23 protein-coding genes are annotated in these 25,623 nt (G+C 45.6%); 13 read left to right on the top strand and 10 right to left on the bottom strand.

Going from position 1 to position 25,623, the window contains the following annotated elements; translation table 11 throughout:
- Positions 1-504 precede the first annotated feature (504 nt).
- The 4 genes from B5F71_RS20200 to B5F71_RS07205 all read right to left on the bottom strand — a co-directional run bounded on the left by B5F71_RS20200 (position 505) and on the right by B5F71_RS07205 (position 3,679).
- Positions 505-657, bottom strand: coding sequence for a hypothetical protein (locus tag B5F71_RS20200; protein ID WP_158098054.1), 153 nt, complete (start codon positions 655-657; stop codon positions 505-507).
- A gap of 90 nt (positions 658-747) precedes the next feature.
- A complete protein-coding gene (gene cydB / locus B5F71_RS07215) occupies positions 748-1,899 on the bottom strand; it encodes a cytochrome d ubiquinol oxidase subunit II (RefSeq protein WP_022039604.1) in 1,152 nt (383 codons plus the stop codon).
- Between the two features lie 40 nt (positions 1,900-1,939).
- Complete coding sequence (locus B5F71_RS07210) at positions 1,940-3,436, bottom strand: cytochrome ubiquinol oxidase subunit I (RefSeq protein WP_087208787.1); 1,497 nt, start codon at positions 3,434-3,436, stop codon at positions 1,940-1,942.
- A gap of 9 nt (positions 3,437-3,445) precedes the next feature.
- Positions 3,446-3,679, bottom strand: coding sequence for a DUF4492 domain-containing protein (locus tag B5F71_RS07205; protein ID WP_022039602.1), 234 nt, complete (start codon positions 3,677-3,679; stop codon positions 3,446-3,448).
- A 150-nt stretch (positions 3,680-3,829) separates the two neighbouring features.
- Here B5F71_RS07205 and B5F71_RS07200 point away from each other — a divergent pair, with 150 nt between their 5' ends.
- The 4 genes from B5F71_RS07200 to B5F71_RS07185 all read left to right on the top strand — a co-directional run bounded on the left by B5F71_RS07200 (position 3,830) and on the right by B5F71_RS07185 (position 8,558).
- Positions 3,830-5,182 (top strand): TolC family protein, encoded by a 1,353-nt coding sequence (locus tag B5F71_RS07200; protein WP_022039601.1) that lies wholly within the window; start codon positions 3,830-3,832, stop codon positions 5,180-5,182.
- A gap of 12 nt (positions 5,183-5,194) precedes the next feature.
- Positions 5,195-6,418, top strand: coding sequence for an efflux RND transporter periplasmic adaptor subunit (locus B5F71_RS07195; RefSeq protein WP_087208785.1), 1,224 nt, complete (start codon positions 5,195-5,197; stop codon positions 6,416-6,418).
- 27 nt (positions 6,419-6,445) lie between these two features.
- Positions 6,446-7,195, top strand: a complete 750-nt coding sequence (locus B5F71_RS07190; RefSeq protein ID WP_022039599.1) for an ABC transporter ATP-binding protein — start codon at positions 6,446-6,448, stop codon at positions 7,193-7,195.
- Positions 7,196-7,337: 142 nt separating this feature from the next.
- Positions 7,338-8,558, top strand: coding sequence for an ABC transporter permease (locus tag B5F71_RS07185; RefSeq protein ID WP_087208783.1), 1,221 nt, complete (start codon positions 7,338-7,340; stop codon positions 8,556-8,558).
- On the opposite strand, the gene B5F71_RS20195 is transcribed toward B5F71_RS07185, so the two are convergent.
- The gene (locus B5F71_RS20195) at positions 8,544-8,705 is read right to left on the bottom strand and encodes a hypothetical protein (RefSeq protein ID WP_158098053.1); all 162 of its coding nucleotides are present in this window, start codon (positions 8,703-8,705) and stop codon (positions 8,544-8,546) included. The two genes, B5F71_RS07185 and B5F71_RS20195, sit on opposite strands and share 15 nt — an antisense overlap.
- Positions 8,706-8,722: 17 nt before the next feature.
- Between B5F71_RS20195 and B5F71_RS07180 the strand changes: the two genes are divergently transcribed.
- The 4 genes from B5F71_RS07180 to B5F71_RS07165 all read left to right on the top strand — a co-directional run bounded on the left by B5F71_RS07180 (position 8,723) and on the right by B5F71_RS07165 (position 13,403).
- Positions 8,723-9,781, top strand: a complete 1,059-nt coding sequence (locus B5F71_RS07180; RefSeq protein WP_087208781.1) for a histidine kinase — start codon at positions 8,723-8,725, stop codon at positions 9,779-9,781.
- A 20-nt stretch (positions 9,782-9,801) separates the two neighbouring features.
- Positions 9,802-10,524 carry a LytTR family DNA-binding domain-containing protein gene (locus B5F71_RS07175; RefSeq protein ID WP_022039596.1) on the top strand — a complete coding sequence of 241 codons (723 nt, stop codon included), beginning with the start codon at positions 9,802-9,804 and terminating at the stop codon, positions 10,522-10,524.
- A gap of 505 nt (positions 10,525-11,029) precedes the next feature.
- A complete protein-coding gene (locus tag B5F71_RS07170; RefSeq protein ID WP_087208779.1) occupies positions 11,030-12,532 on the top strand; it encodes a family 10 glycosylhydrolase in 1,503 nt (500 codons plus the stop codon).
- Between the two features lie 250 nt (positions 12,533-12,782).
- Positions 12,783-13,403, top strand: coding sequence for a porin family protein (locus B5F71_RS07165; protein ID WP_022039594.1), 621 nt, complete (start codon positions 12,783-12,785; stop codon positions 13,401-13,403).
- A 99-nt stretch (positions 13,404-13,502) separates the two neighbouring features.
- Here B5F71_RS07165 and B5F71_RS07160 read toward each other — a convergent pair whose 3' ends face one another.
- From B5F71_RS07160 to B5F71_RS07145, 4 genes are all read right to left on the bottom strand, one after another.
- Positions 13,503-14,276 carry a prephenate dehydrogenase/arogenate dehydrogenase family protein gene (locus B5F71_RS07160; RefSeq protein ID WP_022039593.1) on the bottom strand — a complete coding sequence of 258 codons (774 nt, stop codon included), beginning with the start codon at positions 14,274-14,276 and terminating at the stop codon, positions 13,503-13,505.
- A gap of 100 nt (positions 14,277-14,376) precedes the next feature.
- Complete coding sequence (locus tag B5F71_RS07155; protein WP_022039592.1) at positions 14,377-15,444, bottom strand: bifunctional 3-deoxy-7-phosphoheptulonate synthase/chorismate mutase type II; 1,068 nt, start codon at positions 15,442-15,444, stop codon at positions 14,377-14,379.
- 135 nt (positions 15,445-15,579) lie between these two features.
- The gene (locus B5F71_RS07150; protein ID WP_087208777.1) at positions 15,580-16,764 is read right to left on the bottom strand and encodes an aminotransferase class I/II-fold pyridoxal phosphate-dependent enzyme; all 1,185 of its coding nucleotides are present in this window, start codon (positions 16,762-16,764) and stop codon (positions 15,580-15,582) included.
- Positions 16,739-17,581, bottom strand: a complete 843-nt coding sequence (locus B5F71_RS07145; RefSeq protein WP_022039590.1) for a prephenate dehydratase — start codon at positions 17,579-17,581, stop codon at positions 16,739-16,741. The genes B5F71_RS07150 and B5F71_RS07145 overlap by 26 nt, the downstream gene beginning before the upstream one ends.
- A gap of 429 nt (positions 17,582-18,010) precedes the next feature.
- Here B5F71_RS07145 and B5F71_RS07140 point away from each other — a divergent pair, with 429 nt between their 5' ends.
- The 3 genes from B5F71_RS07140 (at position 18,011) to B5F71_RS07130 (ending at position 22,181) form a co-directional block, all read left to right on the top strand.
- The gene (locus tag B5F71_RS07140) at positions 18,011-19,189 is read left to right on the top strand and encodes a PatB family C-S lyase (RefSeq protein WP_087208775.1); all 1,179 of its coding nucleotides are present in this window, start codon (positions 18,011-18,013) and stop codon (positions 19,187-19,189) included.
- Positions 19,190-19,297: 108 nt separating this feature from the next.
- Positions 19,298-20,176 carry a hypothetical protein gene (locus tag B5F71_RS07135; protein WP_087208773.1) on the top strand — a complete coding sequence of 293 codons (879 nt, stop codon included), beginning with the start codon at positions 19,298-19,300 and terminating at the stop codon, positions 20,174-20,176.
- A gap of 46 nt (positions 20,177-20,222) precedes the next feature.
- Positions 20,223-22,181: a biosynthetic peptidoglycan transglycosylase gene (locus tag B5F71_RS07130; protein ID WP_087208770.1), complete on the top strand. Its 1,959-nt coding sequence runs from the start codon at positions 20,223-20,225 to the stop codon at positions 22,179-22,181.
- Positions 22,182-22,502: 321 nt separating this feature from the next.
- Here the strand turns inward: B5F71_RS07130 and B5F71_RS07125 are convergent, their stop codons facing one another.
- Positions 22,503-23,477, bottom strand: a complete 975-nt coding sequence (locus B5F71_RS07125; protein WP_087208768.1) for an ROK family protein — start codon at positions 23,475-23,477, stop codon at positions 22,503-22,505.
- Positions 23,478-23,637: 160 nt separating this feature from the next.
- On the opposite strand from B5F71_RS07125, the gene B5F71_RS07120 reads away from it, so the two are divergent.
- Positions 23,638-24,357, top strand: coding sequence for an ABC transporter ATP-binding protein (locus tag B5F71_RS07120; RefSeq protein WP_022039062.1), 720 nt, complete (start codon positions 23,638-23,640; stop codon positions 24,355-24,357).
- A gap of 8 nt (positions 24,358-24,365) precedes the next feature.
- Positions 24,366-25,616 carry an ABC transporter permease gene (locus tag B5F71_RS07115; protein WP_022039061.1) on the top strand — a complete coding sequence of 417 codons (1,251 nt, stop codon included), beginning with the start codon at positions 24,366-24,368 and terminating at the stop codon, positions 25,614-25,616.
- The last annotated feature ends 7 nt before the right edge of the window (positions 25,617-25,623 follow it).

Here is a 25,623-nt window from a genome sequence, read left to right as displayed (position 1 = left end):
CTCACCAGGGACTTACACAACCTTTTCAGGTGGCGTCCCTTTCGGAAAGCGAGTGCAAAGGTACGCCTTTTTACCGAAACTGCAAGTAACTGGAGAACTTTTTTTGAAATTTTTTTCATGTGAAATATGCAAAATACTGATATTCACAGATATATAGGGGAATATTTACACCTGGAAAAAACTTAGTAAGAATAACAATACTCCTTATTATATATAACAACAGAAAACCGAGCATGAAAAGAGCAAAGAAAAAACAAGATTATAAACATTGACGCCGATGCAATATCAAATACAGCACCGGCGTTAATGCAACTATTTGTTCTCTTCAACGAAATTAGATGCATCGTAATATAAAACCAAATGAATGTCCGCAAACAACCAATACATACCCCTGAAAAATGAATATATACTGCATACGCGGTTGAATATATACTGCATCGGCCTATGAATATATACTTCATCGGCAAATGCAGTACTACTGCGTTTCCAACTCAGCCAGATTAACTAAGAAGCTGTTTTGAATTTCTCCAAAAAGTTTTTCTTGGCTTGATGTATCCGTTTTCGTGTGTGCTTTGGGCGATTTTTTGGCCCTTTTCGCTCCTGTTCTTCGTCAGATAGCCCGCTATCTTCCTCATCACAGAAGCGAAAATGCCTCAAAAACTCATCCCAAATCAGCGCACGATAAATTCAAAACAGCTTCTAATTGCAGATATAAAATTATAGTTGATGCATAATTCATCCCACCTATCAATAAGCATGACCATCCTCCTTCAGTTCATCGGAAGTAATTGGTTTTCGATCTATCGCTCTCCAGGCATATATGATATAAGCCAATACAAACGGGACCAAAATTGAAACATAAGCCATCGTTTTTAGTGTAAACTGGCTGGAACAGCTATTTGCTAAAGTTAATGAACTTTGCAAATCAGCGGTAGAAGGATAATATGCCGTATGGTTATATCCTACGCTCAACAGTAAAGCCAATACAGTCAATACTGTACCGACACCTGCAAACCAAATACCTTTGGTGTAGGTTTGTGACAAAATACTCCTAATCAAACCCAACAACACACTTACCACACCTACCAAGAACAAGCCGAAAAGCACAGGCATTGCCAGCAAATTATGCCAATATTTAAACGGCTCCATCACAATAATTTGAGTTACAGGATCCACCGCAAACCCATCTTTCAATAATGTGCGAATTACAAATGCCAAAAAGAAAATCAGAAAAGGAACAGCATCTGTAATCAACTGACGACGACAACGCGGTATCAGCTTTTCATCACGGATATTGTTGATAAAATACAAATTACCCAACAAACGTGCCAAAAAGAACACCGCCAAGCCCAAAATAATGTTCCAAGGATCACCAAATGCATCCAATCCATGCCATCCATTCGCCCAATGGCTAATAACCGGCATCATATTATCGGTCATGTTTGCTTTATCGACAATAAAATTCGAACCATTGAAGAAAGTAGCCACAGCTGCTCCCAGCAACACCGGTCCCACCACTCCATTAATAACCAAGAAATATTGATAAGCGCGCTTCCCCAACAGATTGCCTAATTTCGATTGGAATTCATACGAAACAGCTTGTAAAACGAAGCTGAACAAAATAATCATCCATAACCAGTATGCTCCCCCGAAACTCGTACTATAAAACAAAGGAAATGAAGCAAAAAACGCTCCCCCAAAAGTCACTAATGTAGTAAAAGTAAACTCCCACTTACGTCCGGTAGAGTTGACCAGCAACGTACGCTCTTCATCAGTACGTCCCAACCGGAACAACAAAGAATTTCCTCCCTGGACGAACAGTAAAAATACCAACAGGGCTCCCAACAACGAAACCAAGAACCACCAATAATTTTGTAAGAATAGATATGTAGAATCCATAATGAATTATTTTTATGAGTTAATCCGTTTAACTATGCATTCATGCCTCTTCGGGTCCCTTTTGAATAGCTTTCAGCATGATGCCGATTTCAGCAATCAACAATACCGTAAAAAGTATCAAAAATATAAAGAAAGTAGTCTGGACCGAACCAGTTTCCAATCTGGATATGGCCGCATTTACCGGAAGCAAATCTTGAATTGTCCAAGGCTGGCGACCGACTTCGGCCACAATCCATCCCGCCTGACCGGCAAGATAAGCCAACGGAATGCTTGCCAAAGCAACATAATGCAACCAATTTACTTTCGACAACTTCCGTTTCCACGCAAGAAACAATATCAACGCAAAAAAAGCAATGAAATACATTCCCAGTCCTACCATTACGCGGAAAGCCCAAAACGAAAGCCAGACATTAGGTACCAGATCGTTAGGGTCATCAATATACCCGTAACCGAAATACTTCATATTCTTATCAATGACCTGACGTGCCGCTTCCATTGCAACTTGGTCACCTTCCTGCTTCGCTTCACGATAATCCGACAAGGCAGCTATGGCCTTTTTCCCGTTCTTCATTTTCTCCACGACCGAAAGCGCTTTTGTACTGTCTGGCAAAGCATATCCTCCCAAAAGTATATTGTTAATACCCGGCACATAACCGTCAAAATCATGCGTAGCCAGATAAGACAACATCAATGGAATCTTGATATCGCCCACCACCGTCAAAGGTTCGCGTGTGCCTCCATCATACAAAGCTTCCATAGCAGCCAGCTTCATCGGTTGGCATTGAGCCACTTGATATGCCGACTTATCTCCAGTCATCGCCGTTACCAACGAAGCAAACAGACCAACTACAGCAGCCACCTTCATACTTGCAATGGCAAACTCTTTTTCCCGTTTGCGCAACAAAAACCAGGCACTGACTCCAATCACAAACACTGCTCCTAACATCCAACTGCTAAGGACGGTATGAAAAAACTTAGTCACTGCTACTGGCGAAAAAGCAACAGCCACGAAATCAACCATCTCATTCCGCACCGTATCCGGGTTGAAAGCCATGCCTACCGGATATTGCATCCATGAGTTTGCCACCAAAATCCACCATGCCGAAAAAGTTGCTCCCAATCCCGTAAGCCAGGTAGAAGCCAAGTGAAATTTCTTACTGACCTTGTTCCATCCGAAAAACATAACAGCCACAAATGTAGCCTCCATAAAAAACGCCACAATACCTTCTATCGCCAATGGAGCCCCGAAGATATCTCCTACAAACCAAGAATAATTACTCCAGTTAGTACCAAACTGGAATTCCAAAATCAATCCGGTAGCCACTCCCACCGCAAAATTAATTCCAAACAGCTTCATCCAGAATTTGGCTGTCCGCTTCCAAAACTCATTCCCTGAAATGACATACAGGGTTTCCATCAATCCCATTATCACAGCCAATCCCAATGTGAGGGGCACAAACAGCCAATGATACATGGCGGTCAAGGCAAACTGTGCTCTTGACCAGTCAATCATCGAGGTGTCAATACTTGCTAACATACGTCTATCTTATTTAGTTAATGAATTATCCACCGAACGGTTCACCAGTTCCATCCCGACATAATCCTGCTTTTCCTCGGGACTCTTCCCTTTCAAGAACGACGGGAAAAAAAACAACTTCAGAATAAAGAACATAATGAAAAGTTTTATCAGAATCAACACCCACAATGTGCGCCCTATGGTCATCGAACGAAAACCATCCCGATAAAACGTCCAAACTCGAAGAATCTGTCTTTTAATCATAATATAGTTTTATAATGATTACAAAGAAAAACCTTTTATCGGTAAAATGCAAGTCTTTATCCGTAGAATTTATCCGTTAATCTATATCATTTGTTCCTTTTCCCAGTGATTCATACATTTGCATACATCAAAACCAAACAAATAACATTTATGAAACTACGAACGGCTTGCATATATACGATTCTATCAGCTGCCCTTCCTCTTTACGCACAAGAAAACTCGAACGGAAAAGAATGGACACTGCAAGAATGCATAAACTATGCACTTGAAAAAAACATCCAATTGCAACAAAACAAGATTTCGCTACAAGAAAGCGAAATAGACATCAAGGATGCACGCGCCAGCCTATTCCCAAGTCTGTCATTCAGCACAGGACACAACGTGGTAAACCGGCCTTACCAAGAACAAAGCAACACGGTTAGCGGAACAGAAATTATCAGCAGCGACGAAAAGACCACATACAACGGCAATTACAGCCTAAATGCACAATGGACGCTGTGGAATGGAGGACAGAGACTAAATAATCTGAAACAACAGAAAACCAACCGCGACATTGCCCGCCTGACCGTCTCAGAAACCGAAAACACCTTGCAAGAACAGATAACACAACTTTTCATCCAGATTCTTTATGCTGATGAATCTATCCAAATAAACAGAAGCACATTGGAAGTAAGCAAAGCCACCTACAAACGAGGACAAGAACTGTTTGCCGAAGGAAGCCTTTCGAAAGCCGATCTGGCACAACTGGAAGCTCAAGTAAGCGATGACCAATACCAACTTGTCACTGCAGAAAGTACGTGGAGAAACTATAAACTGCAACTGAAACAATTACTGGAACTGGACGGTAGTGAAGAATTCAACCTGGTCCTCCCCGAACTGAATGAGGAAAACATTCTGAAAATGTTGCCCAGTCAAACCGATGTCTACCAAGCAGCCATGGCAATACGTCCTGAAATCCAAAGCAGCAGGCTAAGCATAGAAAACGCCAAACTAGGCATATCGGCCGCCAAGGCAGGTTACTATCCTACCATCAGCCTGTCAGCATCCAGTTCGAGTACGACCAACAGTGCCAGCACAAACAACTGGGCGCAACAAATGAAATACGGCTGGAATAACATGATAGGAATCAGTCTCAGCATTCCTATTTTCGACAATCGCCAAAACAAAAGTAACGTACAGAAAGCACGTTTACAGTACAACACCAGCCAACTAGACTTGATAAACAAACAAAAAGAACTATACAGTACCATTGAGGGGCTGTGGTTGGATGCCTTAAATGCACAACAGCAATATGTTGCTGCCGAAACCAAAGTGAAAAGCAGCCAAACCAGCTTCGACATGGTAAACGAACAATTCAATTTGGGCATGAAAAATACCGTGGAACTACTCACAGAGAAAAACAACCTGCTAAGTGCCAAACAGCAATTGGTACAAGCCAAATACATGGCGATACTTAACCGGACACTTCTGAACTTTTATGCAGGAAACAATATCGAACTATAAAAAACAAGCAATATGAAGAAGAAAAAAACATGGATTATAGCGGCAATCGCCATCGTAGTGATTATTGCAGTATGCTGGACCTTAAGCGGAACGAAAGCCAATAGCCAAGTCGATTTCGTAACCGAAAAAACACGGACAGGCAGTGTCAGCAACTCTATCACGGCTACAGGAACCATTGAGCCAGTCACTGAAGTAGAAGTGGGTACGCAAGTATCCGGCATTATTGACAAGATCTATGTAGACTACAACTCGATAGTCAAGCAAGGAGAAATCATCGCTGAAATGGACAAGGTTACACTTCTAAGTGATTTACAATCAGCACAAGCTACTTATAACGGTGCAAAAGCCGAATACGAATACCAAAAAAAACTGTATGAACGCAACAAGACCTTGCATGAAAAGCAACTGATCAGCGATACCGACTACGAACTATCCACTTACGACTATCAACGTGCCGCAAGCAGCTACGAGCAAGCAGAAGCCGAACTGGCAAAAGCCGAAAGAAACTTATCGTATGCCACCATCACATCACCGATAAACGGAATAGTCACCAGCAAAGATGTAGAAGAAGGACAAACCGTAGCTTCCGGATTCGAGACCCCCACTCTTTTTACCATTGCTGCAGACCTGACCCAAATGCAGGTAGTAGCCGATGTGGATGAAGCAGACATTGCAGGAGTAGCAGACAGCGCACGAGTTACCTTCACCGTCGACGCCTACCCCAACGATGTATTCGAGGGAAAAGTGAAACAAGTACGCCTGGGCAGCGTGAACAGCAGTTCCAGCAGTTCTTCATCATCTAGCAGCGAATCAACGGTAGTGACCTACGAAGTTGTTATCACAGCCGACAATCCCGACTTGAAACTGAAGCCACGCCTCACCGCCAATGTCACTATTTACACCTTGACACACGACAACGTGCTGACCGTTCCTGCCAAAGCCTTGCGCTTCACTCCGAATAAGGATATTGCAGGAGGACGTGCCATCCAAGACTGTGCCGGCGAACACAAAGTATGGACGTTAGAAAACAACACATTCGTAGCACATCCGGTAAAAACCGGCATCAGCGACGGTGCATACACAGAAGTGGAAGGCATTGACGAAGGCACGGAAGTAGTAACCGAAGCCACCGTAAAAAGTGAAATGCCCGAAATGAACGGAAGCAGTGAAGGCGGCGAACGCAGCCCGTTTATGCCAGGGCCTCCGGGAAGTGACAAGAAAAAAGACAAAAAATAAACGGATGCAACGTAATTCTTTCAAAAAATGAGCAAAACAGTCATTGAATTACAAAATATTAAGCGTAACTTTGTGGTGGGAGATGAAATTGTCCACGCATTGCGCGGTATTTCGTTCAAGATATGTGAAGGAGAGTTTGTTACCATCATGGGGACATCCGGCTCCGGCAAATCAACCTTGCTGAATACCTTGGGATGCCTTGACACACCCACCAGTGGCGAATATTATCTGGACGGAATTTCAGTGCGCACAATGAGTAAATCACAACGTGCCATTCTGCGCAACCGGAAAATCGGGTTTGTATTCCAAAACTACAACCTGCTTCCGAAAACGACTGCAGTCGCTAACGTGGAACTTCCGCTGATGTATAATCCCGCGGTAAGTGCAGCCGAACGAAAAAGAAGAGCCGTGGAAGCATTGATTGCCGTAGGACTGGGAGACCGTCTGGAGCACAAATCGAACCAGATGTCAGGCGGACAAATGCAACGAGTAGCTATAGCACGCGCCTTGGTCAACAATCCGGCAGTCATCCTCGCTGATGAAGCAACCGGTAACCTTGACACTCGGACATCCTTCGAAATCCTGGTGCTGTTTCAGAAACTACACGCGGAAGGACGAACCATCATCTTTGTCACGCATAACCCGGACTTGTCGCAATACAGTAGCCGCAACATCCGCCTGCGCGACGGACACGTAATAGAAGACACCATAAATCAACGCGTCCTATCAGCAGCCGAGGCACTTGCTGCACTACCCAAAAACGATGATGATGCATAAACAAACGATTTTCGCCAATAGTTTCGGGCTACGAAAGCATAAAAGTCCGTGTCCAGGCACATGTCTGGAAGTATAAAAAATATTTCCGACAAGCCCATAAACGAGTTTAAAACAAAGTAAACACGAGAAAGAATTTATAAAAATGAACGGAACAAACCTATTCAAAATAGCGCTTCGGGCATTGGCAAACAACAAGCTCCGTGCTTTCCTCACCATGCTGGGCATTATCATCGGTGTGGCATCGGTAATTGCCATGCTTGCCATCGGACAAGGTTCGAAACGAAATATCCAGCAGCAGATTTCGGAAATGGGTTCGAACATGATCATGATTCATCCCGGAGCCGAAATGCGCGGCGGCGTACGTCAAGACCCATCAGCCATGCAGACACTGAAACTGGAAAACTACGAAAAACTGCGTGACGAATGCATCTATCTTGCCGCCATCAGCCCCAATGTATCTTCATCGGGACAACTCATCGCCGGTTCGAACAACTACCCGTCTTCTGTAACAGGATGTAGCAATGATTATTTAGAAATACGTCAACTCACGGTAGAACAAGGCGAAGCATTCAGCGACAACGACATACGGACAGCTGCAAAAGTCTGCATCATAGGGAAGACCATAGTAGACAACCTGTTTCCCGACGGAACGGACCCCATTGGTAAAATCATCCGTTGCAACAAGATTCCGCTCCGCGTTATCGGCGTCTTGAAATCAAAAGGATATAACTCGATGGGACAAGACCAGGACGATATCGTACTGTCACCTTACACCACCGTAATGAAACGCTTGCTGGCACAAACCTACTTGAGCGGCATATTTGCTTCTGCACTGACCGAAGACATGACCCAAGAAGCAGTAGACGAAATCACTACTGTCTTGCGCCGCGAACACAAGCTGAAAAGCACCGACGATGACGACTTTACCATCCGTACCCAGCAGGAACTCAGTTCGATGCTGAATACCACTACTGACCTGATGACCACCCTGCTTGCCTGTATTGCCGGTATTTCACTGGTAGTAGGAGGTATCGGAATCATGAATATCATGTATGTGTCGGTAACCGAACGCACCCGCGAAATCGGCCTGCGCATGTCGGTCGGCGCACGAGGCATAGACATTCTTTCGCAATTTCTCATCGAATCCGTTCTCATCAGCATCACAGGAGGACTGATTGGTGTCATATTGGGATGCGGAGCCAGCTTTGTCATCAAGACGGTAGCCCACTGGCCCGTGTTCATCCAACCGTGGAGCGTACTGCTCTCGTTCGCGGTCTGCACGTTGACAGGTGTATTTTTTGGTTGGTATCCGGCAAAGAAAGCCGCCGACCTTGACCCGATAGAGGCTTTACGCTACGAGTGATTCATTTATTTTGATTTTAGCCCGAGCTTGTGAAAGTTCGTCTAAAATAACTTTGTTCTTCATAACTTTGGTTTCTTTATCCGGCTGCCCAAGGAGTTCATCCCGGCAGCCGGATTTTTCGAAATCTTGCCCATCATCTTTGTTCATTTAATTACAAAAGCACCATGAAACAAACCACCGACATACCCCGCCGAACCTTGGAGATACTGATACATATTATCTGCTGGGGACTTTTTTTCGCTTTCCCGATTTTCTTCGCCCAACGCACCAACGGCACAATCAACTGGAAAGAATTCATGCACCACAGCATCTTCCCCACCTCGGCATTCTTCATCTTTTACCTCAACTATTTTCTGTTAATACCCTATCTTCTCTTCCGGGAACGTTCCAAACAGTTCCTGTTGACCAACTTTGTCATCATCGCTATCATGACCTTGGGACAACGTTACCTGAATAACTTGATTGCACCACCTCCTCCCGACTTGAACCGCCCGATTCCTCCACAATACATCTTTTATCTTCGCGACATGGCAGGCCTCATCTTCTCAACAGGACTGAGTGTTGCCATCCGCATGAGCATCCGTTGGAGCCAAGCTGAAGCCGAACGGCAAGAAGCGGTAAAAAGCCGCACCGAAGCCGAACTGAAAAACCTCCGCAACCAACTGAATCCTCACTTCCTGCTGAACACCTTAAATAATATCTATGCCCTGATTGCCTTCGATACAGACAAGGCCCAACAAGCTGTACAGGAACTGAGCAAACTACTGCGATATGTGCTCTACGACAATCAGCAAATGTTCGTACCGCTAATAAAGGAAATCGACTTCATCCGGAATTACATTGAACTGATGCGCATACGTGTTTCCCCACAGGTAACGATAGAAACCGAATTCCACATCAAGCCGGAAAGCCAGACTCCCATTGCACCGCTCATTTTCATTTCCTTAATAGAAAATGCATTCAAGCACGGCATATCTCCTACCCATCCCAGCTTCATCTCCATCACCATCACAGAAACAGATGAAGAAATATGCTGTACCATACGCAACAGCAATTACCCGAAAACCCGTACAGACAAAAGCGGGTCTGGCATCGGGCTGGAACAGGTAAGCAAACGCCTGGAGCTGATTTATCCCGGACGTTACCAATGGGAACGACACGTGTCACACGATGGCAAAGAATATCTGTCCTCTATCAGCATCCGGCCATTTCACTCTGTATAACTCTAAAAATAGAAACTAACATGAACTTACGTTGCGCTATCATCGACGATGAACCTCTGGCATTAGGACTGCTGGAAAGTTATGTAAAAAAGACCCCTGTACTGACTCTATGCGGTACATACTCAAGTGCCATCCAGGCAATGAAGTCATTGCCCGAACATCCGGTCGACCTTTTGTTTCTCGACATCCAAATGCCCGATCTGAACGGACTGGAATTTTCACGTATGGTATCCGATACTACCCGCATCATCTTCACCACGGCATTCAATCAATATGCCATCGACGGCTATCGGGTAAATGCACTCGACTACCTACTGAAACCCATCAGCTATGCCGACTTCATGGAAGCTGTCAACAAAGCCATCCACTGGTTCGAACTCCAACAAAAAGCCGAAACTGCTTTCTCTTCTGCACAAGCCGAAAAATACATTTATGTAAAAAGCGATTACAAACTGATACAAATAGAACTAAGCAAGATTTTATACATCGAAGGCTTGAAAGACTACATTAAAATCCATGTAGAAGGAACAGACAAACCCATCCTGTCACTCATCAGCATGAGAGCCATGGAAGAAAAGCTGCCGGCAAGCCAGTTCATACGGGTTCACCGCTCATTTATCGTCCAAAAGCAGAAAATAAAAATAATCGACAAAGGACGCATTGTCTTCGGAAAAGATTACATTCCGATCTCTGATAGTTATAAGCAAGAGCTCCAAAACTATGTTAACGAACATATTGTTTAAACTTGTTCTCGTTTTTAATCTTCTTTAACGCCCTATAAGTGCGTTTTTCTTTTGATAAGTTTGCCGCTTCTAAATATAAGGCTTATATTTGCCGTGTACATAATAACAACAGAAGTTGTGAAACTTCTTATTGAATAGTTTAGTTAAGTCTAGTTTAGTTTTTGTGTTGTGATACTCCAACCATTAGAGAATGGCTGGAGTATCTTTTTTCATGGGTCTCAGCCACTTGGAGAAAAGGTACTTTAACAGTTTGTTTCCACGGGCGGCAATATTTATTAGTCATTTTTTAGTCGAAAACTTAGTCCGACAATCCGCATGGCCGCCTTATTTGTAAGATTATTAATCTTCACGCCGAAAGATTATTAATCTTCACGCTGTAAGATTAATAATCTTACAAACGATGCAGCTATATTGCGGAGTATTATTTTTCCGAAATCCATCCGTATTTGGGAGAGTTTCTTTATCTTTGTTCCCCGACTAAAAACATTGAAACGAAAAGACAATAATGAAAGCGAAATTTTTCTTGGCGGCTTGCCTCTTCTGCCTGTGCTTCTGGCAGGCGATGACGGCACAGAATGCTTATCCGAAGCGTGAGTTCCGCGGAGCATGGATACAATGTGTAAACGGACAGTTTCAGGGGATGCCTGCACGGACCATGCAGACTGTATTGGTGAACCAACTTGACAAGCTGAAGGAGGCGGGCATCAACGCCATTATCTTTCAGGTACGGGCAGAGTGCGATGCACTTTATCGTTCATCATACGAACCGTGGAGCCGCTTCCTGACCGGTGTACAGGGCCAGGCACCCGCTCCGGTGTGGGACCCTTTGCAATTCATGATAGACGAGTGCCACAAGCGGGGCATGGAACTTCATGCGTGGATTAATCCGTACCGGGCACAGACCAAGGGCACGACGGCGCTTTCTCCGCTTCATCCCTATAATAAATATCCCAATCTTTTCGTACGCTATGCGGGTCAGTTGTATTTCGACCCCGGACAACCCGAGTCGCGCAAGTACATTTGCCGCATTGTGCGCGATATTGTCTCGCGTTACGACATAGACGCCATCCACATGGACGATTATTTCTATCCCTATCCGGTGAACGGCATGGACTTTCCGGATAACGTCAGCTTTGCGGCATATGGAAGGGGCTTTACAAACAAGGCAGACTGGAGGCGCGATAATGTGAACGTATTGATAAAAGAGATTCACGAGACCGTACGCCAGTGCAAGCCGTGGGTGAAGTTCGGCGTATCGCCTTTCGGTATCTACCGCAACAAGAAATCAGACCCGAACGGAAGCAATACGAACGGGCTTCAGAACTACGATGACCTGTATGCCGATGTACTGTTGTGGGTGAACAACGGCTGGGTGGATTACAACATCCCGCAGGTATATTGGGAAATCGGGCATCCGGCGGCAGACTATGACACCTTGGTGCGCTGGTGGGCGAAGCATTCGGCTGCACGTCCGTTGTATATCGGTCAAGACGTAATGCGTACGGTTTCGAATGCTGATATAAAGAATCCTCGTCTGAACCAGATGCCGGCAAAGTATCAGTTGCAGCGCTCGCTTCCTGCCATCGGAGGAAGTTGCCAGTGGTATGCCGCCGCTGTGGTGGACAATCCGGGTAATTATCGCGACATGCTGGAAAAGGTTTATCACAAATATCCTGCCCTCCAGCCCCGTTATCCGTTTATGGACGACAAGGCTCCGAAAAAGGTGCGCAAGGTGAAACCAGTATGGACCGAAGACGGATACATTCTGTTCTGGACGGCTCCGAAAGCCAAAGACGTGATGGATGAGGCGGTGCAATACGTGGTATACCGCTTCGGGAATAAGGAAGATGTCAACCTGAAAGACCCTTCGCACATCGTAGCCATTACGCGCGATTGCTTCTATAAGCTTCCGTATGAGGACGGGAAGACAAAATACCGCTATGTAGTGACTGCCCTCGACCGCTTGCAGAACGAATCGAAGGCGGTGAAGAAGAAAGTTAAATTATAGTCCTTAATTTGTTCCGGATAGTATCGTTTTATGTTACGATGGTTATTAAAAAAGGCTTTTAGGCAGACTCTATGTTTGGAAAAGTTTGTATATTCCGTAAAATTTTCTAACTTTGTCTTAGTTTAATTTGCTGGAAGTGGGCTTTCTGTTCTTATCTAAAGGGAGCCATCCCTTCGCTTTCCGGCAAAAGAGATTATAAATGAGTTTCGGTCTGTTAAGGGAAGGGCCATGACTTAAAAAGAAAAGAGCTATGAAAAAGTTAGTGTTAACCGTATTGTTCGGAATGATTGCCTTGGTTGGTTTTTCACAAGTACGTTGGGATGCCCAGTTTGGCGTGAACTTCAGTAACATGACGAAGATGGACGATTCGAAAGCATTGCCTGGCTTTAATTTAGGTATCGGTATGGATTACAGCATCACGGATATGTGGTCGTTTAAGTCGGGGGTGATGTTTTCTTCCAAAGGATGGAAATATAAAGAGGATGGATACAAGGATACGTATCGTCCTGTTTATTTGGAAATACCGCTGATGGGAGCTTGGAAAACAAACATTACAGATAATGTTAAATTTGTTGTAAACGCAGGTCCTTATCTTGCTATCGGGCTTGGTGGAAAGAATAAGGAACATTGGGATAGTGGAGAAGATACTAAACTTTTTTCGGGAGAAGATGGACGTGATGCAATAATGAATCGCTTTGATCTTGGATTGCAATACGGAATTGGTTTTGAATTGGCAGACCGCTATCTGATTAATTTAACGGGACAGAACGGATTTATTTGTCCATTTAATGGTGACGTAATTGATGAAGATGGTGATAAAATTTCTCCAAAGAACATGAGTTTTGCTATTTCGGTAGGCTATATTTTCTGATAATTCAAACAATGTATAAATGTGCAAATGTGCTAATACGGAAATTGGCACATTTGCACATTCTTATATTAGCACATTCTTTATTTTCACATTCCCACATTACTTTATATGTCCTCGAATCTTTTCCAGATAGGCACGCATCCTCCCGGCGTCTTTTTTGCTGATGATGTCCAGCAGCTCGTTCAGTTCGGTGCGGATGCCTTCCACGTGTGCTGGGGTGCGGGGGTTGAACAAGATTTCCTGTAACAGGTAATCGTCTTCGCTCAATACGCCTTTGGCGATAGCCATGTGGCGTTTGAATGTGGTGCCCGGCGCATCCTGGTGCTTCATCACCGCCGCAAAGGCGAAAGTAGACACAAACGGGATGGAAAGCGAGTATGCCATGGTCTCGTCGTGCTCCTCGAACGTATATTCGAAGATGTTCAAGCCCAGGCGTTGATACAGGTCTTTAAAGAATATCTTGCCCAGATGGTCGCCTTCCTTGATGATGATGGCGTTCTCCGAACTCAGTTGGTCTAAGTTGGCAAAGGTCGGTCCGAACATCGGGTGGGTAGATACATAACGGAATCCGCATTGCTCGTAGAACGCCTGCAGGTCGGTCTTGACCGAAGCGATATCGCTGATGATGCAATCCTTGGGCAAGAACGGCATTACCTGGTTGAAGGCTTGAAGGGTGTATTTTACGGTTACGGCGTTGATGACCAGTTCGGGACGGAAAGCCTCGATTTCTTCTTCTTTCGTAAACCGGTAGCAATTGTACATGAAGCGCAACCGCTTCGGGTCGGTTTCGAATACAGCCACTTCGTGCTCAAAGCTCAATACATCGGTAAAGAAGGAGCCCATTTTACCGGCTCCCAATATCAGAATCTTCATCTTTTTTAATTAATAATTAATAGTGAATAATTAATAGTGTCTAATGATGTACTCGTTTTTCATGATTCATTATTCATTATTAATTATTCACTGAAATACATTATTTATTAATGATTTCCAGTTGCTGGCGCACGCTTTCTTCGTGGATGGCTTCGAATACGGTCTTTACGAATTCGGGATCCATGCCGCAGAGGCTTCCCTGCGCTCCGCGCTTGTCGAGTATTTCGTTGTAGCGTCCGGTTTGGAGCACGGTCATGTTGTGTTCCTTCTTGAACGTACCGATTTCGCGGCATACACGCATGCGTTTTGCCAAAATCTCCATCAGGTTATTGTCGCACTCGTCTATCTGCTGGCGCAATTCGTGCAGGCTTTCGGTGGTCTGGTGCTCCTTACGGATGACCAGCAGGTTGAGGATGTAGTCGAGTACATCGGGCGTGACTTGCTGCGAAGCGTCGCTCCAGGCGCTGTCCGGATTGCAGTGCGATTCTACGATGAGTCCGTCAAAACCTAAGTCCATGGCCTGCTGGCAGAGCGGGGCAATCAGTTCACGTTTGCCTCCGATGTGGCTCGGGTCGCACAGGATGGGCAGAGCCGGGATGCGGCGGCGCAATTCGATGGGGATATGCCATTGAGGCAAGTTGCGGTAGATTTTCTTGTCGTACGAAGAAAAGCCGCGGTGGATAGCTGCCAGACGTTTCAGCCCTGCGGCGTTGATGCGTTCCAGTGCGCCAATCCATAACTCCAAGTCAGGATTAACAGGGTTCTTTACCAATACCGGGATATCCACGCCTTTCAGAGCATCGGCTATCTCCTGTACGGCAAAGGGGTTTGCCGAGGTGCGTGCGCCAATCCACAGGATATCGATGCCGGCTTTCAGGCATTCGTACACGTGTTTGGCAGTAGCCACTTCGGTAGCTACATACATGCCGGTTTCCTTCTTCACGTTCTTCAGCCAAGCCAGCCCTTCCACGCCGATTCCTTCGAAGCCTCCGGGTTTGGTGCGTGGTTTCCAGATGCCTGCACGGAAGATTTTGACTCCTTTGTTGGCAAGTTGGGTTGCGGTTGACATCACTTGTTCTTCTGTTTCTGCACTGCAGGGGCCTGCAATGACAACGGGACGTTCTTTCGATACGCCTTCCAGTTCGATGGGTTGTAATTCGAGTTCCATATCTTTTGAGTTTTTTGAGTTCGTAAGTTAAATTTGCTAAAACGCAGATTATCGCAGATTTTTATTGTTACAGAAAATGCAGAACTTTAAATTATTATCTGTGAAAATCTGCGTTAATCTGCGTTTCATATCTGATTACATGATTGCTTGAATCCGTTTGAGCGCTTCCGCCAGCTTCTCGTCTTTGGCGCAGAGCGAGATGCGAATATACCGCTTGCCGTTGCTTCCGAAGATGAATCCGGGGGTGATGAATACACGGGCTTCGTGCAATACCTTTTCGGTCAGGTCTTCCACATCGGCATACGTGTCGGGGATTTTCCCCCATAGGAACATGCCTACCTGCTCGGGGTCGAACGTGCAGCCCAAGGCGTGCATGATTTCCTCTGCCAGCTTCCGGCGGCGATGATATACGTTATAGTTGGCTTCCTCGTGCCATTCCGCGCTGTTCCGGTATGCTTGCGCTGCGGCAAGCTGCAAGGGGCGGAACGTGCCCGAGTCGATGTTGCTCTTTATCTTCAGTATCCATTGGATGAATGTGGCGTTTGTGGCAATCATACCTACACGCCAGCCCGGCATGTTGTGGCTTTTGCTCATCGAGTTGAACTCGATGCAGCACTCTTTCGCCCCTTCAATGTTCAGGATGCTGATGGGCTTGCGGTTCAGGATGAAGCTGTACGGGTTGTCGTTTACTATCACGATGTTGTGCCGGCGTGCGAAGTCTACCAGCTTTTGATACAGTTCCAAGGTGGCATTGGCTCCGGTGGGCATGTTCGGATAATTGGTCCACATAATCTTCACGCGGCTCAGGTCCATCCGTTCCAGTTCGTCGAAGTCAGGTTGCCAGTGATTATCTTCTCTGAGTGTATAGTTGACGATTTCGCTTCCCAGTATCTTGTTCAGGGATGTATAGGTAGGATAACCCGGATTGGGTACCAATACCTGATCGCCCGGATTCACCAAAGCCAGTGTCACGTGCAGGATGCCTTCCTTCGAGCCGATAAGCGGCTGGATTTCGGTATCCGGATTCAGGTCTACATCGTACCAGCGCTTGTACCAGTCTGCCATGGCACGGCGCAATTCAGGGATGCCCACGGTAGGCTGATAGCCGTGCGCGTCGGGTTTCTTGGCGTTCTCGCACAACACGTTGATGGTTTCTTCCGAAGGCGGCATGTCAGGGCTTCCGATGCCCAGGCTGATGACGTCTTTTCCTTCGGCATTCATGCGTGCCACTTCTTTCAGCTTGCGGCTGAAATAATATTCGCTTACATTCGCCAGCCGGTCGGCAGGCTGGATGTTATAAAGTTGATTCTCCTTCTGCATATTCTCCTAATATTTTAAGTGCTTTGGTAAGCGGGGTTACGGCATCAATAGCTTGTTTATATCTCAGATAGTCGGTGAACATTACATCGACGTAGAACATGTATTCCCATTCGCGTCCGATGATGGGCAGCGACTGTATCTTGGTCAGGTTGATTTTATAGAACGAGAAGATAGACAAAACTTGCGAGAGGCTTCCTTCGTTATGGGGAAGAGAGAAAACGATACTCGACTTGTTCAGCTTCGGGCGTTCGCGTAAATCATCGGCTATCCAAGGGTCGCATACCACGAGAAAGCGGGTGAAGTTGTGTTTATTAGTTTCGATACCTTCTTGCAGGATTTTCATGCCATAGAGTTCGGCAGCATATTTCGAACAAATGGCAGCATGACCTTTCAGCCCTTTTTCTTTGATGTCTCGTGCACTGGCTGCGGTGTCTTCGGTTTCTACTACCTTCAGTTGCGGATGGTGCTGCAAGAAGTCACGGCATTGTGCCAGTGCTACAGGATGCGAGTTGACTTCGGTCAGTGTGCCCCAGTCTTCGCCGGGCAGGCACATAATGCTGTGGCTGATGCGCAATTTGTGTTCGCCTATGATGGTGGCTCCGCTATCACGAAGCAATTCATAGTTATGGAGCAGGCTACCCGCAATGGTATTTTCGATTGCCACCACTCCGAGGACGCTGTCGTCTTGCTTCATTTCGGCAAACACTTCTTCGAATGTGTTGCAACAAATCAGTTCGATGGTTTCATCCTTAAAGTATTTGTGGGCCGCAATGTCGTGATACGAGCCCAAGACTCCTTGTATGGCTACTTTTTTCATTTTCAAAATGCTTTAAATAAAAAAATCCCGTCTTCGTTTCGGAAGCGGGATTTCGTATCATTTTTTAGTTTGGTTTTCTCTCTTGTTTGTTATCGTTTAACGTATGCATACAAACTCCCGCTTCACTTCATTGCTAAAGTAAAAGTAATAAAAGAAAAAGAAGAAGTATGTAGCAAATGTTTTCATACGTTTGTTTTGTTAGTTTGTTAGCTTTACGGGTGCAAATGTAATACTTTTCTTTAAAAAACAAACAATTTATGAACTTTTTCTTGAAATAATTTTGGAGATAATCAGAATCGGCTACCTTTGTGAGCTGTTTTCGGGGAAGATTTGACACTGATTGATATCGGTGTCTGACCAATCGGCAAACGAACTTTCCTAACGTTTGATTTCTAGTCTTTATAATGGCTGATACCTAACATATACCGTATGATTTATAATTTTGATGAACAAATAGACCGTCGCGGCACGGATGCCGAGAAGATAGACGGCATGAGAGCAATTTGGGGAAGAAGTGATTTAATTCCGATGTGGGTGGCAGATATGGATTTTGCTACTCCTTCTTTTGTAGTTGATGCCATACGCCGGCGTTGTGAGTGTCCGGTGTTAGGATATACCGCAAAACCGGACAGTTATTATCAGGCTATTATCCGTTGGGTGAAGGCACGCTATGGTATGGAGGTGAAACAAAGCCAGCTTCATTATGTACCAGGTATTGTACCAGGGCTGGGGATGGCACTCAATGCCTTTACCCGTCCGGGCGATAAAGTGTTGATTATGCCTCCTGTCTATCATCCTTTTGCCTGGCTGGTGACCCGTAACCGGCGCGAATTGATTACGTGTCCGCTGGTATTGAAAGACGGGCATTACCGGATGGACTTGGAACTGTTTCGCCGGTTGGCGAAAGACATAAAAGTATTTATCTTATGCAATCCTCATAACCCGGGAGGCGTGGTATGGACACGTAAGGAACTGGAAGCCATAGCGGCTATCTGTGCCGAAAACAATGTACTGGTATTCTCTGATGAGATACATGCCGACCTTACGCTTCCTCCCTACAAGCATGTGCCTTTTGCACTTATTTCGGAAGAAGCCCGTGAACATTCGGTTACGTTTATGGCTCCAAGTAAGGCTTTTAATATGCCGGGCTTGGCGGCTTCGCATGTCATCATATATAATAAGGAATTATTGAACCGTTTTCATACTTACGTGGAGGCAGGCGAACTGGATATGGGACACGTTTTTGCTTTCCTTGCAGTAGAGGCAGCCTATTCGCACGGCACGGAGTGGCTGGAACAATGTATCGCCTATATCCAAGGTAATATCGATTATGTAGACGAATGTCTGAAAACGCATATGCCCAAGATAAAGGCTATGCGTCCGATGGCATCCTACTTAATTTGGCTGGATTGCCGGGAACTTGGTTTACCGCAAAAAGAATTGAATGCTTTTTTTGTAGAAAAGGCTGGGCTGGCATTGAACGATGGAGAAATGTTCGGCAAAGAAGGCATTGGTTTCATGCGGATGAACGTAGGCTGTCCACGTGCTGTAGTAGAACGGGCGATGAAACAACTGGAAGCGGCATATCGCGGGTTACCAATTGCCTGAAATCCCTATCACAAATAGGAAAGTCCCTACCAATGTGTGGGGACTTTCTGTTGCAGGAGGAATTTTATCCTCCTATTTTTGTATCAAGAAATTTAAACCGTTACCCATATGAAGACAAAAAAATGTATATGGAGCCTGCTCCTTGTCATCTGTTGCCTGACATCATCGGCCATGGCTTCCGGATTGGGGGATATCCGCATCAATGCCCGCTTCCTTACCGACCGGATGGCGTTTGAACTGAATTTGACCCAAACACAGTACAACGACCTGTACGAGGTCAATTACGACTTTTTTCATTGCGTCGACCCGTATGTAGCCGCTATGGCACGTTCGGAGTCATATGCGCTTGATGCTTATTATCGTTATCTGGACGAACGGAACGATGACTTGCGCTGGATTTTGTCCAGTGCCGAGTATGTGCGGTTTATGGCATTGGATTATTTTTTCCGTCCGGTTTATGCGATGAACAATATCTGTTATCTGCGTATTTACAAAATGTACCCCAATCGTACGTTCTTTTATTTCGACCGTCCGGCACACTACTTGACTTATTGTGGGGCACATAGCCGGCACCATTGTGGCGGAAGAAGTTTTTATCAGAAACGTTACCCAAGGGTGTACCATCATGCGATATATCGAGGAGATTTCCGTTGTCGTCCCGATAATAGGAAGCACGATTTTATGGCAAGGCGTCCATCCTCTGGACCCGGTTATCATTTTACCCCTGCGCATCGTCCTCCGCATCCGGCAATGAGTCCGGAGAAGCCCCACAGACCTGCGCATCGTCCGGACATCCGGCCTTCTCATCCGGCTAAACCACATCCCCGGCATCCGAATGTAAAACCATCACGGACGGATAAACCCGGCAAACATCCGATAGCCAAGCCTGTACATCCGAACCGTAAACCACAGACACGTCCGCGTCCGGAACGTCCGGAACGGAATGTCTCAAAAGAAAGAGGCAACAGACTCTTGCACAGAACCTGAGGATGATGTATTTTTGTGGGTGATTAGTTGACAAGATACCCAGAATATGATGATATTGAAGCGAATCGGTATAGTGATAGTCTTGCTCGCGATATTTTCGGGAGCAGGACTTTTTTTGTTCCGTGGCACTTTGCTGCGTCATGTGGTGAAGGGAAAGATAGAAACTTATTCGGACCGTTATGGACTTCGGATAGCGTATGCTTCGTTAAAGATGCCTTCACTTGCTACGGTCCGGGTAGAAGGGGTAAGTGTGGTTCCTTTGCATCGGGATACGTTGTTAAAACTCCGTTCGGCAGAAGTTGAGCTCGAACTCTTACCTTTGTTGCAGGGAAATTTGTCGGTAAAAAGCATGCATACCGATGGCTTGACGTGCCGGTTTGTCAAATGCGGAGGTAAATCGAATTACGATTTGTTCTTTCAGCGTATACCACAGGAGCCGCGTGGGCAGGAAACAGAAGATGTTGTTCCTATCGGTTATGCCAGGCGGGTAGAACAAGCGTTGGGAGCATTGTTTCGTTTGCTCCCCGAAGATGCTACGCTTCGTCACACTACGTTTATGGGTGAGCGTGATTCACTTCAGACCGTTTTTATGATTCCGGACCTTGTATTGGAAGACCGGAAATTTGTTTCTGAAATCGCAGTATCGGAAGAGAAGATGAATGGGAAATGGCGAGTAGCAGGTACACTTGACTGCAAGACGCGCCTGATAGAAGGGAGTATTGCTTCGGCTGAATCCGGAAAGCGTATCGTGGTGCCTTATATTCTTCCGCATTACCAGACGTTTGTAGCATTCGACTCAGTGGCATTCAGTATGAAACAGGAACCGTTTTCGGCCGGCAATCAAACTCTTACCGGATATACCGAAGTGGGTGGGCTGGAAATACATCACAAGGCTTTGTCGCCCGACACGATTGGATTAGACAAGGGAGAAGTAGAATATATGGTACATGTCGGTGAACGTGCGTTCGAGTTGGATAGTGCTACTACCGTCCGTTTCAACCGCCTTTCGTTTCATCCTTTCGTGCGTGCCGACAAGACCGACAGATGGCACTTCACAGCATCTGTTCATCGTCCTTCTTTCCCGGCACAAGATTTGTTTGCTTCTCTTCCTTCTGCCCTGTTCAGTCATTTGCGGGGCTTGGAGGTAGAAGGAGAATTGAGTTATGACCTGAATGCCGATGTGGATTTCAACTGTCTTGACAGTTTGAAATTTTCTTCCAATCTTCGTGGGCACGGATTTCGTATTCATCGTATGGGGACTACCGACTTGTCACGGATGAGTACGGAGTTCGAGTATACGGCTTACGAGCACGACACCCCTGTGCGTACATTTGCCATTGGCCCGTCAAATCCTCATTTCCGTCCGCTTTCGTGCATTTCCCCTTTGCTTCAGATGGCAGTGATGCAATCCGAGGACGGTAGTTTTTATTATCACGATGGCTTTTATCCCGGTGCTATCCAAGAGGCATTGGCATATGATTTACAAAAAGGAGGGTTTGCCCGTGGAGGCAGTTCCATTACGATGCAGCTGATAAAAAATGTTTTTCTGAATCGCCATAAGAATATTGCACGCAAGCTGGAAGAAGCCTTGATAGTCTGGCTTATCGAGTCGCAGCATCTCACCTCGAAAGAACGTATGTATGAAGTTTATCTGAATATTATCGAATGGGGACCGTTGGTATATGGGGCGGCCGAGGCAAGCCGTTTTTATTTCGAAAAAGAACCGTCTGAGCTGACGGTCAGTGAAGCTATTTTCCTGGCATCCATCATTCCACGGCCGAAACATTTCCGTTCGGTGTTTAATCCTGATGCCACATTGCGTGAAAATCAGTTGGGATATTATCGTGTCATTGCCCGGCGTCTTGCGGTCAAAGGACTGATGACGGAAGAGGAGGCTGAAGCATTTGTGCCTGATGTACAAATCAGAGGGGAGTCCCGTCGGCTGGTACTTCAGCCAGACACACTGATATCGCCGGTACATGCTACTGCATGGGAGGCTGAATGAATATAGCTGCATCGTACGACGGATATAGCTGCCTTGCTTGTAAGATTATTAATCTTCATGCCGAAAGATTATTAATCTTCACGCTGTAAGATTAATAATCTTACAAACAATGCAGTTATATTGCGAAAAGACCAATGTCTTGCTTGTCATGCCGGATGTGTAATCCGGCGTAATTGAAAAAGCTGATTTGCAACCCTGCGTGACACTGGAAACAGGCTTTGTTCTACTATAAATTGTAATTGTAAGGATCTAAAATTAAAGCCGGACGATACATCACGTACCATCCGGCTTTGATTGTTTTTTGTCGTTTATACCGACTTGTTAGTTTTCTTTTACTTCCCATCCCAAAGCGCTGGCGCCTAATACGGCTGCATCAGCATCTTTCAGTTGAGAAAGAAGTATTTTTGTTTTGCCTTTGAAGATGTTCAGCACATTGTCTTCCATAGCTTTCTGGATAGGCTTCATGATGTAATCGCCCGATTTGGCCAATCCTCCGAACAGGATGATGGCTTCGGGGCTGGAGAAAGCAATGAAATTAGCCAGCGCACGGCCCAATATGTCGCCCGTGAACTCAAAAATATCTTGAGCCAGCTTGTCGCCTTTTACGGCTGCATCATAAACGTCTTTCGATTGGATTTCTTCGGCTGGGACATTGCGCAGCAGGCTGGGCTCGGAACGTGCTACCAGAAATTCGCGTGCCGTACGTGCCACACCGGTTGCTGAACAATAAGTCTCCAGACATCCTTTACGGCCGCATCCGCAGATACGTCCTTCCTTGTCTACGATGACGTGACCCAGTTCGCCTGCGAATCCATCGTGACCGTATACCAGTTGTCCATTAATGACAATACCGCTTCCTACGCCTGTACCTAAAGTAATCATGATAAAGTCTTTCATACCGCGTGCGGCTCCATAGGTCATTTCACCGATGGCAGCTGCATTGGCATCGTTGGTCAGGGCAGTAGGAATACCCAGACGTTCTTCAAACATGGCAGCCAGGGGGATGATGCCTTTCCATGGCAGGTTAGGCGCAAATTCGATAGTGCCACTATAATAATTGCCGTTGGGCGCACCTACACCCATCCCTTTGATTTTGTCGGAACCTCCGAATTGTTCCAATAACGGACGCATCTGCTCGCATACGGCATCGACGTAATCTTCTACTTTTTCAAATTGGTGTGTCTTGATAGAATCGGAAGCCAGTACGGTTCCGCGTGAATCAACAATACCGAACACGGTGTTTGTTCCACCGATGTCCATACCTACTACGTAGGGTTTTTCCATATTTGTTGCCATGACATTAAATCGTTTAAAGGTTAGTTATGAGAACAAAAGTAAGCAATCGGGCACAACGGAGCAAATTTTTAATGAATTTATTTAAGCTGTTGCGTAACTTTTTATATCTTAGCAACGTCTAAAGGGCATAAAAACGAAAGAAAAACCAAAGTTTTACATTATGATACAACTAAAGGATATCAATAAAACTTACCACAACGGAGCTCCGCTTCATGTGTTGAAAGGCATTGATTTGACTATCGGGAAGGGAGAATTTGTTTCTATTATGGGAGCTTCAGGTTCGGGAAAATCCACCTTATTAAATATATTGGGCATTCTTGACAATTATGATTCGGGTGAATATTACCTGAATGATGTGCTTATCAAAAATCTGAGCGAGACGCGTGCAGCCGAATACCGCAACCGGATGATCGGGTTTATTTTTCAATCGTTCAACTTGATTTCGTTCAAGAATGCCATGGAGAACGTGGCCCTACCGCTTTTCTACCAAGGTGTGAACCGAAAGAAACGGAACGAACTGGCTATGGAATACCTCGACAAGCTGGGACTGAAAGAGTGGGCACACCATATGCCCAACGAACTTTCGGGCGGGCAAAAGCAACGTGTGGCCATTGCGCGTGCTTTGATATCGAAGCCGCAGATTATTTTGGCTGATGAACCTACCGGTGCACTGGACAGCAAGACTTCGGTGGAAGTGATGAATATCTTGAAAGACCTGCATGACCGGGAGGGACTGACCATCGTGGTGGTGACGCACGAGAGTGGCGTGGCCAACCAGACGAACAAGATAATCCATATCAAAGACGGCGTCATTGAACGTATTGAAGACAACATTGACCATAACGCTTCACCTTTCGGACAAAATGGTTTCATGAAATAAGTAATCTTATGGTAGACTTAATACAAGAAATATATGGCACCATTATGCGTAATAAATTGCGCACGGCTCTGACGGGCTTTTCGGTGGCATGGGGGATATTTATGCTTATTGTGTTGCTGGGTGCAGGCAACGGACTGATACATGCCTTCGAAGGACAATCGGAAGATATGCTAATGAACTCGATGAAAATCTATCCGGGATATACTTCAAAGCCGTTTCAAGGCATGCAGGAAGGAAGAAGCATTTCACTGGATAACCGTGACCGGGAGTTGAGTGCTACGGCTTTTCCCGAACATGTCATTGCTACGGGGGCTACGGTGAGCCAGAGCGATGTCACTCTAACCTATGGCAAAGAGTTTTTAAGCATAGGGGTGGATGGGGTATTTCCCAATTATCCAGAACTGGAAGCAATGAAACTGAAAGAAGGGCGTTTCATCAACGAACGCGATATGGCAGAACGCCGCAAAGTGATGATTCTCCATGAAAAGACTGTAGGAATGCTTTTTCCGCAAGGACATGCAATAGGAAAATACGTCAATGCCAGCGGAGTCAGTTATCAGATAGTCGGGGTCTATAAGGACCAGAATAGCTTCTCGCCTACTGCGCTTGTACCTTTTACTACCTTACAGACAGTGTACAGTAAGGGAGACAGTATTGACAACATTACGTTTACCACCAAGGGCTTGACAAACGAAGCCGACAATGATGCTTTCGAAGCCGACTATCGCCGTATGCTGGGAAGCCAGAAACAATTCGACCCGTCTGACGACAGTGCCATTTGGATATGGAACCGCTTCACGCAATACCTTCAGCAGCAGACTGCCACAAAGATCTTGCATATAGCCATTTGGGTAATCGGAATTTTTACTTTATTAAGCGGCATTGTGGGCGTGAGCAACATTATGCTGATAACGGTACGCGAACGTACGCACGAGTTCGGTATTCGTAAGGCGTTGGGAGCAAAGCCTTTGTCGATTCTCCGGCTGATTATTTCAGAAAGTGTGACCATCACGACTTTTTTCGGATACCTTGGCATGGTAGCAGGTATAGCGGTGACCGAGTATATGAACATGGTGGCAGGTAAGCAGACCATGGATATGGGAGTGTTTTCAATGACTTTCTTTGAAAATCCGACGGTCGACCTTTCCATTGCCATTGAAGCTACTTTGACATTGATTATTGCAGGAACATTAGCTGGACTTTTTCCTGCATTGAAAGCTGTAAAAATCCGTCCGATAGAGGCATTGAGGGCAGACTAGTACATTG

Origin of the sequence: Bacteroides sp. An269 (assembly GCF_002159755.1) — a bacterium.
Classification (GTDB): Bacteria; Bacteroidota; Bacteroidia; order Bacteroidales; family Bacteroidaceae; genus Phocaeicola; species Phocaeicola intestinalis.
The sequence above is the reverse complement of the archived record's forward strand: the minus strand, read 5'-3'. Positions and strand labels throughout refer to the sequence as shown.